Annotated in this window: 10 protein-coding genes; 5 read left to right on the top strand and 5 right to left on the bottom strand. The window is 72.6% G+C overall.

What is annotated here, in order from left to right:
- On the top strand, positions 1 to 1,037 hold a 1,037-nt coding region (locus ABZY44_RS21955), incomplete at its 5' end, for a tetratricopeptide repeat protein (protein WP_356656312.1).
- Positions 1,034 to 2,635 carry an NAD(P)/FAD-dependent oxidoreductase gene (locus ABZY44_RS21960; protein WP_356656313.1) on the top strand — a complete coding sequence of 534 codons (1,602 nt, stop codon included), beginning with the start codon at positions 1,034 to 1,036 and terminating at the stop codon, positions 2,633 to 2,635. The genes ABZY44_RS21955 and ABZY44_RS21960, both read left to right, overlap by 4 nt.
- A 175-nt stretch (positions 2,636 to 2,810) precedes the next feature.
- On the opposite strand, the gene ABZY44_RS21965 is transcribed toward ABZY44_RS21960, so the two are convergent.
- Together ABZY44_RS21965 and ABZY44_RS21970 are read right to left on the bottom strand one after the other, a co-directional pair.
- Positions 2,811 to 3,254, bottom strand: coding sequence for a nitroreductase family deazaflavin-dependent oxidoreductase (locus tag ABZY44_RS21965; RefSeq protein ID WP_356656315.1), 444 nt, complete (start codon positions 3,252 to 3,254; stop codon positions 2,811 to 2,813).
- A gap of 165 nt (positions 3,255 to 3,419) precedes the next feature.
- The gene (locus tag ABZY44_RS21970) at positions 3,420 to 5,519 is read right to left on the bottom strand and encodes a serine hydrolase (RefSeq protein ID WP_356656317.1); all 2,100 of its coding nucleotides are present in this window, start codon (positions 5,517 to 5,519) and stop codon (positions 3,420 to 3,422) included.
- 145 nt (positions 5,520 to 5,664) lie between these two features.
- On the opposite strand from ABZY44_RS21970, the gene ABZY44_RS21975 reads away from it, so the two are divergent.
- From ABZY44_RS21975 to ABZY44_RS21985, 3 genes are all read left to right on the top strand, one after another.
- Positions 5,665 to 6,771, top strand: coding sequence for a nitronate monooxygenase family protein (locus ABZY44_RS21975; protein WP_356656319.1), 1,107 nt, complete (start codon positions 5,665 to 5,667; stop codon positions 6,769 to 6,771).
- A 17-nt stretch (positions 6,772 to 6,788) separates the two neighbouring features.
- On the top strand, positions 6,789 to 8,372 hold the full coding sequence (locus ABZY44_RS21980) for an acyl-CoA synthetase (protein ID WP_356656395.1): 1,584 nt from the start codon (positions 6,789 to 6,791) through the stop codon (positions 8,370 to 8,372).
- 165 nt (positions 8,373 to 8,537) lie between these two features.
- Positions 8,538 to 9,686 carry an ionic transporter y4hA gene (locus tag ABZY44_RS21985; protein WP_356656321.1) on the top strand — a complete coding sequence of 383 codons (1,149 nt, stop codon included), beginning with the start codon at positions 8,538 to 8,540 and terminating at the stop codon, positions 9,684 to 9,686.
- Between the two features lie 488 nt (positions 9,687 to 10,174).
- Here the strand turns inward: ABZY44_RS21985 and ABZY44_RS21990 are convergent, their stop codons facing one another.
- The 3 genes from ABZY44_RS21990 to ABZY44_RS22000 form a co-directional block, all read right to left on the bottom strand.
- Complete coding sequence (locus ABZY44_RS21990; RefSeq protein WP_356656323.1) at positions 10,175 to 12,577, bottom strand: 2OG-Fe(II) oxygenase; 2,403 nt, start codon at positions 12,575 to 12,577, stop codon at positions 10,175 to 10,177.
- A gap of 298 nt (positions 12,578 to 12,875) precedes the next feature.
- Positions 12,876 to 14,132 carry an MFS transporter gene (locus tag ABZY44_RS21995; protein WP_356656325.1) on the bottom strand — a complete coding sequence of 419 codons (1,257 nt, stop codon included), beginning with the start codon at positions 14,130 to 14,132 and terminating at the stop codon, positions 12,876 to 12,878.
- Positions 14,123 to 14,623, bottom strand: coding sequence for a MarR family transcriptional regulator (locus ABZY44_RS22000; protein WP_356656327.1), 501 nt, complete (start codon positions 14,621 to 14,623; stop codon positions 14,123 to 14,125). Before ABZY44_RS22000 ends, ABZY44_RS21995 begins: the two co-directional genes overlap by 10 nt.
- Positions 14,624 to 14,859: the final 236 nt, after the last annotated feature.

The raw sequence follows: 14,859 nt of genomic DNA on the forward strand, positions 1-14,859 counted from the left end.
GCCCGCGCCCGGCCGCGGACCCGCGGCTCACCGCCGCGTACGGGCTCCCGCGCGGCCCCGCCGCCGACCCCACCGGTCCCGAGGCGCTCGCCGCCGGTCACACCCGGGCCTTCGCCCTCAGCCGGGCCGGCCGCACCGAGGAGGCCCTCGCCGTCTACGCGGCCGTGGCCGACGGACGGGCCCGGGTGCTCGGCCCGGACCACGCCGACACCCTCGCCGCGCGGCAGGAGGCGGCGTACGAGACGGGCCTGCTCGGCCGCCACCAGGAGGCCTACGACATCTACCGCGCGGTGCTCGCCGCCCGGGAACGGACCGTGGGCCCGCGCCACCCCGACACCCTGCGCTGCCGGCACAACCTGGCCTGCGCCCTCGGCGCCCTCGGCCGGTTCGCCGAAGCCCACGCCGCCGCCGCCGAGGTCGCCGCCGACCGGGCGGCGGTGCTGGGCGCGGAGCACGCGGACACGCTGCTGACCCGCTACGAAGCGGCCTACGCGCTCGGGCGGCTGGAACGCTGGAAGGAGGCCCTGGCCGGCTTCCGGCACGTGGCCGCCGTACGGGAGCGGGTGCTCGGCCGGGACCACCCCGACACGCTGGCCGCACGGTACGAGTCGGGCATCGCGCTCGGCCGCACCGGCCGCTCGGGCGAGGCCCTGGAGCTGTTCCGCGAACTGGTCCGCGACCGTACCCGCGCGTACGGGGCCGCCGACCCGGAGACGCTGCGCGCCCGGCACGTCCTCGGGGTCAACCTGGGGCGGCTGGAGCGCTGGGAGGAAGCGGTGGCCGAGGCCCGGGAGGTGGGCACGGCGCGCGCCCGCACGCTCGGCGCCGAACACCCCGACACGCTGGTCAGCCGCCGGGAACTCGCCGTCGGCCTCGGCCGGCTGGGCCGCTGGGACGAGGCGCTGCCGGTCTACCGGGAACTGTCCGGCATCCGCGAACGGTCGCTGGGCGACGACCACCCCGACACGGTCGCCGCCCACGCCGACGAGGCGCACTGTCTGGAGCGGCTCGGGCAGGTGTGTTACCAAGAGCCATGACGACCTCGCGGGGCTTCAGCACGGACGTGTACGACGCGGTGATCGTGGGCGGCGGTCACAACGGACTGGTCGCCGCCGCCTACCTGGCACGGGCCGGCCGCTCCGTGCTCGTCCTGGAGCGGCTCGGCCGCACCGGCGGGGCCGCCGTGTCCGCCCGGCCCTTCGCGGGGGTCGACGCCCGCCTGTCCCGGTACTCCTACCTCGTCTCCCTGCTCCCGCAGAAGATCGTGCGCGAGCTGGGGCTGCGCTTCGAGGTGCGCAAGCGCGAGGTCTCCTCGTACACCCCCGTGGACCGCGCCGGACGGCCCGGCGGGCTGCTGGTCGGCGGCGGCGAGGCGCGCACCCGGGAGTCCTTCGCGCGGCTGACCGGCTCGGAGCGGGAGTACGAGAGCTGGCGCGCCTTCTACGGGACCACCGGGCGGGTGGCCCAACGGGTCTTCCCGACGCTGACCGAGCCGCTGCCCACACGGGCGGAGCTGCGGGCCAGGGTCGACGACGAGGCGGCCTGGCGGATGCTGTTCGAGGAGCCCCTCGGGCAGACGGTGGAGCGGGAGTTCGCGGACGACCTGGTGCGCGGGGTCGTCCTCACCGACGCCCTGATCGGGACCTTCGCCGGTGCCCACGACCGCTCGCTCGCCCAGAACCGCTGCTTCCTCTACCACGTGATCGGGGGCGGTACGGGGGACTGGGACGTGCCCGTCGGAGGCATGGGCGCGCTCACCGGCGCCCTGGCGGGGGCCGCCCTGGCGGCCGGGGCGGAGATCGCCACCGGGCACGAGGTGCTGCGCGTCGAGACGGACGGCACGACCACGGCACCGGCCGAGGTGACCTTCCGGACGGCCACGGGGGAGGGGCGGGTGGCCGGGCGGGTGGTGCTCGTCAACGCCTCGCCCGGGGCGCTGGCCGAGCTGCTGGGCGAGGAGCCCGCGCGGCCCGCCCCCGAGGGCGCCCAGCTCAAGGTCAACATGCTGCTGAAGCGGCTGCCCAGGCTGCGGGACACCTCCGTGGACCCGCGCGAGGCGTTCGGCGGGACCTTCCACATCGCGGAGGGGTACGAGCAGCTCGCGCGGGCCCACGCGGAGGCCGCGACCGGCGAACTGCCCTCCGTGCCGCCCTCGGAGATCTACTGCCACTCGCTGACGGATCCGACGATCCTGGGGCGCGAGCTGGCGGAGCGGGGTTATCAGACGCTCACCCTCTTCGGACTGCACACCCCGGCGCGGCTGTTCCGGCACGACAACCAGGGAGCGCGGGAGGTCCTCCTCGCGGCCACCCTCGCCCAGTTGGACGCCCATCTGGCGGAACCGCTCACAGACTGCCTGGCCTTCGACGCCGACGGGCGCCCCTGCATCGAGGCCAAGACACCGCTCGACCTGGAACGCGAACTGCGGCTGCCGGGCGGCCACATCTTCCACGGAGACCTGTCCTGGCCGTACTCCGCGCCGGACGGCCCGGGGGATCCGGGGAGCCCGGGGGGCCGGTGGGGCGTGGAGACCGCCCACCGGAACGTACTGCTGTGCGGCGCGGGCGCGGTGCGCGGCGGCGGCGTCAGCGGGGTCCCGGGCCACAACGCGGCGATGGCGGTGCTGGGGCACTGACCGCGCGGGGGCCGGTGCCGCGGGCCTGCGCGGGGGCGTACTGCGGGGGCCTGAACGGCAGGTGCGGGAGGGGCTGAGGTGCGGGAGGTGCGGGAGGTGCGGGAGGTGCGCGAGGGGCCGTGCCCGAGGACCTCCAAGGGGCCCGGGCACGGCTGGGATGAGGGGCGCTCGCCCGTCAGGCGACGGGGTCGATCACCACGATCGGGATCTCCCGGTCCGTCTTGGTCTGGTACTCGTCGTACGCGGGCCAGTGCGCGACCATCTGAGGCCAGAACGCGGCCCGCTCCTCGGACGTCGCGGTGCGCGCGATGCCCTGGACGATCTTCGGGCCGACCTGGACGCGGACCTCGGGGTGCTCGGTCAGGTTCCGGTACCAGAGCGGATGCGCCGGGTCGCCGCCCTTGGACGCGACGACGAGGTAGCGGCCGCCGTCCTCGCCGTAGATGAGCGGAGTGCGCACCGGCCTGCCGGACTTGCGGCCGACGGTGGTGAGGAGCAGGGTCTGGGTGTCGTTCCAGAACTGCCCCTCGGTCCCGCCCGACCCGACGTACAGCTTGACGTGGTCCAGGGTCCAGCCCGGCTGGGGGTCGATCGGGTTGTCCCAGTCGATGTCGTCCATGTGGTTCTGCCCGCCTTCGTATCGTCGGTGTCGTCCATGACTTCGGGTTGAACGGTCAACAACCCACCACAACGAACACCAACGCTCCGAGGCACGGTTCCCATCCCCACGGCCCGCCGTTCGAGCCCGCAGGGCGCGATCCCGCTCCCGCGGGCGGCCCTGCGGCTAGTCCGCCGAACGGGACCAGCCCGTGGCCTCGATGCGGGCGGCGTCGGCGGGGCGGTCCTCCGCGAAGAGGAGCCGGGCGGGCTCCGATACGCGCAGGACGTCGGCGTAGACCCCGCGTCCCACGTAGCGGCCCTGCGCGGTGTGGCGCAGACGCAGGCGGACCTCGCGGCCGGCCCAGGCCGTGAGGGGGGCCTCGAGCCGGTGCCAGATGCGGCCCGACCAGCCGGCGACCGAGCCGCCCGGCCACTGTTCGGCGGCTCCGCCGGTGCTGCGCACCGTACTGAAGGGGAGCGGCTCCCAGGTCTGTCCGTCGGCGGATGCCTCGACGTGCAAGGCGCCCCCGCCGGGCACGGTGTCCCACCAGAGCGCGCAGCGCAGCCGGGCCGAGCCGGTGGCCGGGGTGAGCGGCGGCAGGGTCAGGGTGCCGGATGCGCCGGTCTCCATGCCGGAGTACCAGGCCGGGCCCCCGTGCTTCGTGCGGACCGGGACGGCGCGGGCGAAGCGGTTGCCGGTGGCGACGCGGGGGGCGCTGCCCGCGCGCCAGTTGCGTACGGGGTGGACCGAGTTGCCGAGCAGGATCAGGAAGGAGTCGGTCGACGGGTCGAGGACCAGGGAGGTGCCGGTGAAGCCCGTGTGGCCGGCGGAGTGCGGGGTGGCCATGGCGCCCATGTACCAGTGCTGGTAGAGCTCGAAGCCGAGGCCGTGGTCGTCGCCGGGGAAGGCGGTGTTGTAGTCGGTGAAGAGCAGTTCGACGGAGGCGGGGCGCAGGATGCGCCTGCCGGCGTAGACCCCCCCGTCGAGCAGGGCGCGGGCGAGGATGGCCAGGTCCCAGGCGGTGCCGAAGACGCCGGCGTGGCCGGCGACGCCGCCCAGGGCGTGCGCGTTCTCGTCGTGGACCTCGCCCCAGACGAGCCCGCGGTCGAGACCGGACCAGGGCGGCCGCTGCACCTCGGTGGCGGCCGTGACCCGGCGCCAGGAGAGCGGTGGGTTGTAACGAGTGCGGTGCATCCCGAGTGGAGCAGTGATCTCGTCTTGGAGCAGGAGATCCAGAGTGTGACCGGTGATCCGTTCCAAGAGCAGTTGCAGGGCGACGAGGTTGAGGTCCGAGTAGCGGTAGACCGTCCCCGGGGTTTCCTGCGGCCTCACCGACCACAGCAGCCTCAACTGACCCGCGCGGCTGTGCTCCTTGTAGAAGGGCGCCCAGGACCGCAGCCCCGACGTGTGCGTGAGGAGCTGGCGGACGGTGATCACCTCTTTGCCCCCGCCGGTGAACTCGGGCAGGTACCGGCTCACCGGCGCTTCCAGTTCCAGGCGCCCGCGCTCCATCTGCTGCACCGCCAGCAGCGAGGTGAACAGCTTCGACAGCGACGCCAGGTCGAAGACCGTGTCCTCCGACATCGCGATGCGCTCGGCGGCCGGGAACTCCCGGGCCCGGTCGGTGCGGCCGTCGTAGTCGGCGTAGCGGACCGCGTCGCCCATCGCCCGGTGCAGGGCCACGGTGCGGCCCCGGCCGGCGAGGACCACGGCGCCGGCGTAGTAAGGGTGTTCGGGGGAGGGGCCGAGGAACCTCCGCGCCTCGTCCGCGACCCCTTCGAGGTGCTTCTCCAGCAGACCGGCCTGGCGGGCGGAGCCGTAGCGCAGTCGCAGTCCCTGGAGCGCACGCCGCTCGGCGGGGCCGCCGGAGGAGCCGGTGGCCCCGGCGGAGCCGGGCAGCGCGGCCTGGAGCACGAGCACACCGCCCAGCGCCAACAGCCGCGCGCCCAGCCGCCGGCGGGTGAGGGAGGCGGTGTGGCCGGCGCCGGCGCCGGCGTTGCTGCCGGTGTCGGCGTTGCCCCTGCTCTTGCCGGTGTTCGTGCCGGTGTTCGTGCCGGTATCGGTGCTGCCGGTTTCCGTGCCGGTGCCGGTTTCCGTGGCGGTGGCGTTCCGGATGGTGTTGCCCACGCCCACGCCCACGCCCACGCCCGTGCCCGCGTCCGTGCCCGTGCCCGTGCCCGCCCCCGTGCCGCCGCTGCCCGCGGCGTCGGCGAAGCTGCCGCGACCGCCGTCGCCCGCACCCTCCGCCCCGCCGTCGTTCCCGGTTGCCGTCCGTTCCTCCATGACCGGTCCTCCCGTCCGCCGTCGCACCCTCCCGAAGTATCTGCCCGTCCTTCCCCCGCCCCCGCCGCGACCGCGCCGCAAAGAATCTGACGCTGCATCAGAAAATCCCTTCCCTCGACGGCCCGGCTGCGGCATCCTGCCGCCCATGGAGACGGAGCTGAGCAAGAAACTGGGAGTCGAGCACGCCATCTTCGGCTTCACGCCCTTCCCGGCGGTCGCCGCTGCCATCACCCGCGCGGGCGGGTTCGGCGTGCTCGGGGCAGTGCGCTACACCGCCCCCGACGACCTCAAGCGCGACCTCGACTGGATGCAGGAGCGCACCGACGGCAAGCCGTACGGTCTCGACGTCGTCATGCCCGCCAAGAAGGCCGTCGACGGCGTCAGCGAGGCCGACATCGAGGCGATGATCCCGGCCGCGCACCGCGAGTACGTCCGGGACACCCTCGCCAAGCACCACGTGCCCGAGCTCGCGGAGGGAGAGGCCTCCGGCTGGCGGATCACGGGCTGGATGGAGCAGGTCGCCCGCAACCAGCTCGACGTCGCCTTCGACTACCCCATCAAACTCCTCGCGAACGCCCTCGGTTCCCCGCCCGCCGACGTCATCGCGCGTGCCCACGACCACGGTGTCCTCGTCGCCGCCCTCGCGGGCAGCGCCAAGCACGCCCGCCGCCACGCCGAGGCGGGCATCGACATCGTCGTCGCGCAGGGCTACGAGGCCGGCGGACACACCGGCGACATCGCCACCATGGTCCTGGTCCCCGAGGTCGTCGAGGCCGTCGCCCCGCTCCCGGTCCTCGCGGCCGGCGGCATCGGCAGCGGCGAGCAGATCGCCGCGGGCCTCGCCCTGGGCGCGCAGGGCGCCTGGCTCGGCTCCCTCTGGCTCACCACCACCGAGGCCGACATGCACTCCCGTGCCCTCACCGAGAAGCTCCTCGCCGCCGGCTCCGGCGACACCGTCCGCTCCCGCGCCCTCACCGGCAAGCCCGCCCGCCAGCTGCGCACCGAGTGGACCGACGCCTGGGACGACCCGGAGGGCCCCGGCGCGCTCCCGATGCCGCTCCAGGGCCTGCTCGTCGCCGAGGCCGTCTCCCGCATCCAGAAGTACGAGATCCAGCCGCTGCTCGGCACGCCCGTCGGCCAGATCGTCGGCCGGATGAACAGCGAGCGCAGCGTCCAGGCCGTCTTCGACGACCTCACCCGCGGCTTCGAACGAGCCATCGACCGCATCACCCGCATCGCCGGCCGAGCCTGAGAGGCGTGAGCAGCGACATGACCGACTCACCGAGCACGCGGCCCGCGCCGACCGCCCAGCCCCCCAACGGGTTCTGGGCCCAGGCCGCCGCCGACCCCGACCGCACGGTCCTGGTGACCCCCGAGGGCGAGGAGTGGTCCGCGGCCCGGCTGCACGCCGACGTCAACCGCCTCGTCCACGGCCTGCGCGCCGCCGGACTGGAGAAGGGCGACGTCTTCGCCGTCGTCCTGCCCAACAGCGTCGAGTTCCTCACCGCCTACCTCGCCGCCTCGCAGGCCGGCTTCTACCTCGTCCCGGTCAACCACCACCTCGTCGGACCCGAGATCGCCTGGATCGTCTCCGACTCCGGTGCCAAGGTCCTCATCGCCCACGAGCGCTTCGCGGACGCCGCGACCGCCGCGGCCGACGAGGCGGAACTCCCCGCCGACCGCCGCTACGCCGTCGGAGCCGTCCCGGGCTTCCGCGCCTACGCCGAACTGCTCGCCGGGCAGAGCGACGCCGCGCCCGGGGACCGCACGCTCGGCTGGGTCATGAACTACACCTCCGGCACCACCGGCCGGCCGCGCGGCATCCGCCGCCCGCTGCCCGGCAAGCTCCCGGAGGAGACCTACCTCGGCGGCTTCCTCGGCATCTTCGGCATCCGCCCCTTCGACGACAACGTCCACCTCGTGTGCTCGCCGCTCTACCACACGGCCGTCCTGCAGTTCGCGGCCGCCGCCCTGCACATCGGCCACCCGCTGGTCCTCATGGACAAGTGGTCCCCCGAGGAGATGCTCCGCCTGATCGACGGGCACGCCTGCACACACACCCACATGGTCCCGACGCAGTTCCACCGGCTCCTCGCGCTCCCGCAGCACACGAAGGACGCGTACGACGTGTCCTCGATGCGGCACGCCATCCACGGCGCCGCGCCCTGCCCCGACCACGTCAAGCGGGCGATGATCGAGTGGTGGGGCCGGTGCGTGGAGGAGTACTACGCGGCGAGCGAGGGCGGCGGCGCCTTCGCGACAGCCGAGGACTGGCTGAAGAAGCCGGGCACCGTCGGCAAGGCCTGGCCGATCAGCGAGCTCGCCATCTTCGACGACGAGGGCGAACGGCTGCCCGCCGGTGAACTCGGCACCGTCTACATCAAGATGAACACCGGCGGCTTCAGCTACCACAAGGACGAGGGCAAGACGAGGAAGAACCGCATCGGTGACTTCTTCACCGTCGGCGACCTCGGCCTGATGGACGAGGAGGGCTACCTCTTCCTCCGCGACCGCAAGATCGACATGATCATCTCGGGCGGGGTGAACATCTACCCGGCCGAGATCGAATCGGCCCTGCTCACCCATCCGGCGGTCGCCGACGCCGCCGCCTTCGGCATCCCGCACCCCTCCTGGGGCGAGGAGGTCAAAGCCGTCATCGAGCCCGCCGAGGGCTTCGCGGCCAGTGACGCGCTGGCGGCGGAGATCCTGAACCACTGCGAGCGCCAACTGGCCGGGTACAAGCGGCCCAAGACCGTGGACTTCATCGAGACGATGCCGCGCGATCCCAACGGCAAGCTGTACAAGCGCCGGCTCCGCGACCCGTACTGGGAGGGTCACGCACGGGCGATGTGAGGACACGCGCGCGCGGGCGGAGGCACGCGCGCGCGACGTGAGGGCCGGCCCCGCCGCCCGGAGCCGGCCCCGCCACGCCCGGAGCCACGTGAGAAGTGCCACGTCAGGGCCCTGACGGCAGCTGTTGCGCCGCACTGAGGGGACAGTTCTGGCAAGTTGGCTGATATGAGTACGGCAACGCACAGAACACCCCTGACCGACTGGACCGTCGTGGTCCCCGTCGTCGCGCTCGTCGCGCTCCTCTTCAGCTGGGGACGCGACCTGCCCACGCCGGCCGTGGCCCTGGTGGCGCTCTGCCTGGCCGGCGCGGTGCTCGCGGCGGTCCACCACGCCGAGGTCGTCGCGCTCCGGGTGGGAGAACCCTTCGGCTCCCTCGTCCTGGCCGTCGCCGTGACCGTCATCGAAGTGGCCCTCATCGTCACCCTGCTGGCCGACGGCGGGGACAAGACCTCCTCGCTCGCCCGTGACACCGTCTTCGCCGCAGTCATGATCACGTGCAACGGCATCGTCGGCCTGTCCCTGCTCGTCGGGGCCCTGCGCAACCGCGTCGCCGTCTTCAACGCCGAGGGCTCGGGCGCGGCCCTCGCCACCGTCGCGACGCTCGCCGTCCTCAGCCTCGTGCTGCCCACCTTCACCACCAGCAAGCCCGGCCCCGAGTTCTCCACGGCCCAGCTGGCCTTCGCGGCCACCGCCTCGCTCGCCCTCTACGGGCTCTTCATCACCGTCCAGACCGTCCGCCACCGCGACTACTTCCTGCCCGTCGACACGAAGCGGATCCGCAAGGAGGCCGCACAGGCCGCCGCCGCGGCCGCGGCGGGCACGGACTCCGACGGCTCGGAGCACGCGGAGCCGCCCACCGCGCGGGCCACCCTGATCAGCCTCGGACTGCTGTTCGTCGCCCTCGTCGCGGTCGTCGGCAACGCCAAAGCGGTCTCCCCGACCATCGAACGCGGCGTCGCGAACCTGGGCCTGCCCTATGCGGTCGTCGGCGTGATCATCGCCCTGCTCGTCCTGGCGCCCGAAACCCTGGCCGCCGTCCGCGCCGCCCGCCGCGACCGCGTGCAGACCAGCCTGAACCTCGCCTACGGCTCCGCGATCGCCAGCATCGGCCTGACCATCCCGGCCATCGCGCTCGCCTCGATCTGGCTCTCCGGGCCGCTGATGCTCGGCCTCGCCCCGGTCCACATGGTGCTGCTCGCGCTGACCATCGTCGTCAGCGCCCTCACGATCGTCCCGGGCCGGGCCACCCTGCTCCAGGGCGGCGTCCACATCGTGCTGCTGGCAGCGTTCCTCTTCCTCGCCGTCAGCCCGTGAGCCCGTGAGCCCGTGAGCGTGCCGGGGCACGCGTGCGGCCCGTTGCCCGCGGCCGGGCACGGGGCCCGCGGCGTCAGCGCCGCTCGCGCGGCCAGACCACCCTCAGCTGCGGCGACGTGAGGATGTCCCACTCGCAGAACCGCGAGGTCACCCAGCGCTCCTGCAAGAAGAGCCGGGTCTGGTCGGCGGAGTGCGGCGAGCCCGTGTCCGAGGACTGGCCACGTGCACCGCGTGCGGAGCCGTGTCCCCCAGGGACAAGAACTCCGCCCGCGTGATACTCGTCCGGGCCGGTCTCCACCCGTATAGCGCTGATCTTGTAAGCCCTCGACGCTCCCATGTGCCCGCCAACTGCGGGAGTCAGGGGCGAGATCCAACCGCACCGCGCGACTGACACCTCGTACCCTCACGGTCCGTCACATCACGGTAGCCACCGCCACGCTCCGATTACCCGCTTGGCACTGAATGATTGCGTACGAATGTGTCACCTCTCAGCCGCGCGACCGGGTCCAGTCGTGCCGCAGCCACGCCAGGTCGGTCTCGGCGCGGGTGCGGGTCGCCTGTTCGCGGGTGAAGACGGCGTCCGTCTTGGTCAGGACCAGGACGTAGGGGCGTCCCTGGCGCCGGGTGGTGTGAGAGACGGGCAGGCCGGCCTGGTCGATGCGGCTGTGGAGGTGGCGGCGTCCGTCCTTCGCGAGTGGCCACTCCATGACGTGGCGGGTAGGGGAGGTGAGGAAGGCGTCCAAGTCGGGGCAGAGTCCGCAGCCGGTCCGACATGTCCCAGCCGGGGTAAGGGACCAGTCGCCGGCCGCGCGCAGGGGGCGGGTGAGGGCCGCGGTGAGCCGGTCCTCGCAGTGGTCGGCGAGGGTCTGGAAGGCACGGGCGGCGGGTGCGCCGTCGCGGATGGTCGTCGGCTGGCGGGCCGCGGTGCGCAGGGCGGGGAGCAGGCATTCGAGGGCGGTGTCCGGCAGGCCGTGCAGCGTGGCGGCGATGGTGTCGGCGGTCTCGGGCCCTGCCGCCTGCAGGACGCGGGCCAGTGATGCGCCGAGCTGCTCCATGCCTGTGCGGCGCTCCGTCTCGCGGCCGACGCCGAGCCAGCTGGTGAGCTGCTGCTCGACTGCTTGCCAGGCACCCTCGGCCAGCGGCGAGGCCATCGCGTCCCCGTCGCCGTCGGCGGCCCGCAGCGCGGTGCACAGGCCGGGCAGCGATTCGAGCCACGCCGCGCGGTCGGCCCCGGTGTACGCGCCAACCGTGCCGAACCAGCTGCTGACGGCCCCGCGGGCCCACGTCCGTCCGTACCGCGCGGCCGCTGCCGCGAGACCCGGGGCGTGCCGCTCGCCCAGGGTCTCCACCCCGAAAGGCGCGAGGAGCATCGTGGCAGTGTCCGCTTCCCGGAGTCCCACCGCGACGGGCAGGGCGGCGGCGAACAGCGCTACGGCCGCCCCGCCCGAACCGTGGTGCTTCCAGAACGGGGCGAGCGACTGGGCGAGCGCGCGCGCCCGGTCGAGGTCCCCGGCATCCAGGTGGCCCTGAAGTTCGTGCAGCGCGTCCTCGGAGCCGGCCTCGGCGCGGGCCGTGAACGAGCGCTGCCGGGGCCACAGGACCACGGCGGCCCGCCGGTACCAGCGGTCGAGGGTGTTGCCGTAGTTGCCCATGTAGCCCTCGTACTCGGACTGGTAGGGCGTCAGGTCCTTGTTCTCGGTGGTGGCGCACACCTCGGCGTACGCAACGGGCAGGTGGATCTGCTCGCCGCCGGTGCCGTCCGGGCGGGTCCACCAGCTCAGCGTGATCTCGTCGTCGATCAGCTCGTTCAGCTCGTAGTTGGCGAAGTCGCCGCTGCGCAGGCGCTCGGCGCCAGGTTCCCCGTCGGGGTCCAGGAGACATTCACCCTCGCACTCCTCGTCCTCGCAGTCGTCGTAGTGCTCGACCTCGCCGTAGTAGTGGTCGTAGCGGTCGTACGGCGGATGCGCGTCCCAGGTCTCCTTCACCTCGGCCAACGCGAGGACCGCTTCGCAGTCCGCCTCTGCGGCGGCCTGGCGGAGCAGGGCGGTGCGTGTGGTGTCGGCGCCCTTGAGCCGGTCCCAGTCCAGGCCGCGCTGGGTGTACTCATGGTCGAGGAGGTACACGAGGCGGTTCGGGGGCGCGGCCCTCTGGCGGCCGTAGGCGTAGCGCTCCTCGGCCGGTTCGGTGAAGTGTCCGGTCAGGCAGTGGGCCAGATCGGCGACCGGGCCCCCGTCGTCCTCGCCGGCCGGGCGGATGCGTTCGGCGAGGAGGTTCATGGTGAGGGTGACACGGTAGCCGGACTTGACGGGCTTGACCTCGTGTAGGCAGTCCGCGTAGAAGGCGGCGAAGGTCAGCTTCTCCCGGGACGCCTGGTGGACGACGCTGCGGCCGGCGTGCGAGACGACGAGTTCGCCGCCGGTATGGTGCGAGGGCAGCGAGACGACCAGGGTGCCCACCATGGAGTCGTCCTTCTCGGAGTCCTGGTGCGGCAGGAAGAACTGGCCCTTGCCGTAGACGAGCAGTGCGTGCGGCTCAGCACGTAGGACGATGGCGGGCGGCAGACCAAGCGCGGTGCGGACACCGTCGAGGACGCCGCCCAGGGTGCGGTCCCAGTCGGTTCCGCCGAGCGTGATGCGGTCCGGGGTGACCTCCCAGGTGTCGCGGACGCTGGTGTCGGACAAGGTCTGCTCGCCACGGCCGAAGGATGCCCGACGGGCCTGCGCGATCAGTTTCCTGGTCACCGGGGCACGCAGCGGCAGCGGCAGCTCCCCCACGCCGTCAACCTCGATGCGCAGCGCGCCGGCCGACATCTCGATCCGGGTGCTGAAGTCCCCACGCCGCTGTACGACGTCGAGCAGCTCCGCCAGCTGCTTCCGCGCTCCGTGTCCCATACCGTTTCGTCCCCAGGGGTGCAGCCTGCCGTATGGCCTGTCCCGGAGACCCTAACGCCGCTGTGACCGCATGCTCCGGCCCCGGCGCCCCTCCCCTGGTGCCGGGGCCGGCGTGCCTGCCACCGAGGGGAGGTTCGTGTAGGACCGCAATCCCCTCGTGGGTCGGGGTCTCTCTCGGCAGGTCAGCGACGCCAACCGCGGGGGCCAATCCCGCAAATCGATCACAACCGAATACGCTCCCTAGTGGGAACCTGGGCACGAGCGTGGGAACCAGTGACCGCATGCCTCGGAGCAGGGCTCATGGGCTGGCTGCGGCTGTGTGGGGATGGGGCGGTGCGGAGGAACTGCGCAGGTCTGCCGTGGTGGCGCCCACCACGACGACGGCGCCGAGGCATAGCAGGCCACCGCTGACGAGGGCTCCTGCTCCCGAGGTGGCGTCTGCGACGAGGCCGCCGCGCATGTTGCCGATGTCGGGGCCCGCTTGTCCCACGATCTGTTCGGCAGCGCTGACCCGGCCGAGTAGTTCGTGCGGGGTGTGCATCTGGACGACGGTGCTCCGGGAGACGACGGAGACCGTGTCGGCGGCGCCGGCTATGACGAGGAAGGTCAAGCCGGCCCATGGGTTGGTTGAGAAGCCGAACAGTGTCAGCGCTGCACCCCAGGTGGCGGAGCCGCCGAGCATGGCCAGGCCGGGGCGGGGGAGCCGTGTGAAGATTCCGGAGAACAGCGACGCTGCAACGCCGCCGACGGCGATGGCTGTGAGGAACAGTCCGAGGGTGCGGGGGTTGCCGCCGAACCGTTCGGCGTTGATCAGCGGGAACAGGCTGATGGGCATGGACAGCACGGTGGTGGCCAGGTCTGTGAGCAGGGCCCCGCGGATGACGGGGGTGCGGGCGAGGAAGGTCAGACCGTCCAGTACTCCGCGCAGGCCGGGCTGTGCGGGCTCGCCTCCGGGGGCCATCTTCGGCAGGCCGAACGCTCCGTAGAGCGCGGCGATGAAGGTCAGGGCGTCGATCAGGTAGCAGGCGCCGACTCCCAGGCCGCCCACGATCAGTCCGCTCAGTGCGGGACCGAGGAGCATGGCGCCCTGGAAGGCGATTCGTCCCAGCGCCAGACCTGCGGCCAGTTGGTGTTTGGGCAAGAGGTGGGGAATGAAGGTGCGAGAGGCGGGGCCGCTGCCTGCGCTGAAGCAGGACTGGAGTGCGACCAGCCCCAGAACACCGGCGGCGGGAACGTGCCCGAGGAAGCCCTGGAATGCGAGGAGGAGCGAACATGCGGCCTGTCCGCTGATCGTGAGCAGGTAGAACTTCCGGCGGTCCACCCGGTCGACGAGCGAGCCGGCGAACAGCCCGAGCGCGACGAGCGGAACCGCCTGGGCCAGCCCGACGGCACCCGTCCACGTGGGGCTCTCCGTCATCTGCCAGACCTGGAACATGACGGCGACGAGCGACATCTGGCCGCCGAAACCGGACAGGGTCTGTCCGATCCACAAGCGCCGGAACGGTGGTGACGACCGTAACGGAGTCACGTCGATCAGCGTGCGCTTCAGCCCCACGCGGGATCCTCCGCCAGCTTCTCGGCGATCCGGTCGTGGAAACTCCTGCGCTCCAGAGCCCGCTCGATATCGGCGACGACCTGGGAGAGCGGGTAGGGAATCTCCGCCTCCAGTTCAGCGACCGCAGCCTCGGTGGCCCGCCATTCCGCCGCCAGGCGATCCACGACGCCGCGGGCCTTGTCGGTGAGCGTCACCTTCCTGGTGCGCGCGTCGTCGCCCACGACGGTCTGGACCCAGCCGGCCGTGCGCATCGCGGCGACTTTCTGACTGAGTGCCGAATGCGTGCGCTGGACCGATTCGGCCAGTTCCGCGATGGTCATGGGCCCGCAGGCGTGGAGCCGGAGCAACTCCCTCACGTAGCTGGGCTTGAGCCCGTCGATCTGTTGCGCTGAGTAGACCTCGGCAATGTCGGCGTCCATGGACGCCTGGAGCAGGCGCAGGGGTCGCCAGAGGCTCTGCTGTGTCGGGTCGAGCGTACGGGGGTCGGCCATGAGAGGCATCGTAACAGTGCTTATATAAGTACTGTCGCTTGTGCCATTAAGCGCGCTTCGCTCGGCAGGAGCCTGAGCAGGTCAGCCGGACCTGCCCGTAAGCACCCCGGGTGAGTGGCGTCCCGCAGACGACGCAGCCGTCCGGTTGCAGGCCCGGAGAGATGTCCGCAGCTGAGGCTCCCCTCGTAGCGTGGAGTCCGTGACTGCTGGGGAAGTCGAGAGTCATGGCGGAGAAG

The sequence above is a fragment of the Streptomyces sp. NPDC006544 genome (assembly GCF_040611715.1).
Classification (GTDB): domain Bacteria; phylum Actinomycetota; class Actinomycetes; order Streptomycetales; family Streptomycetaceae; genus Streptomyces.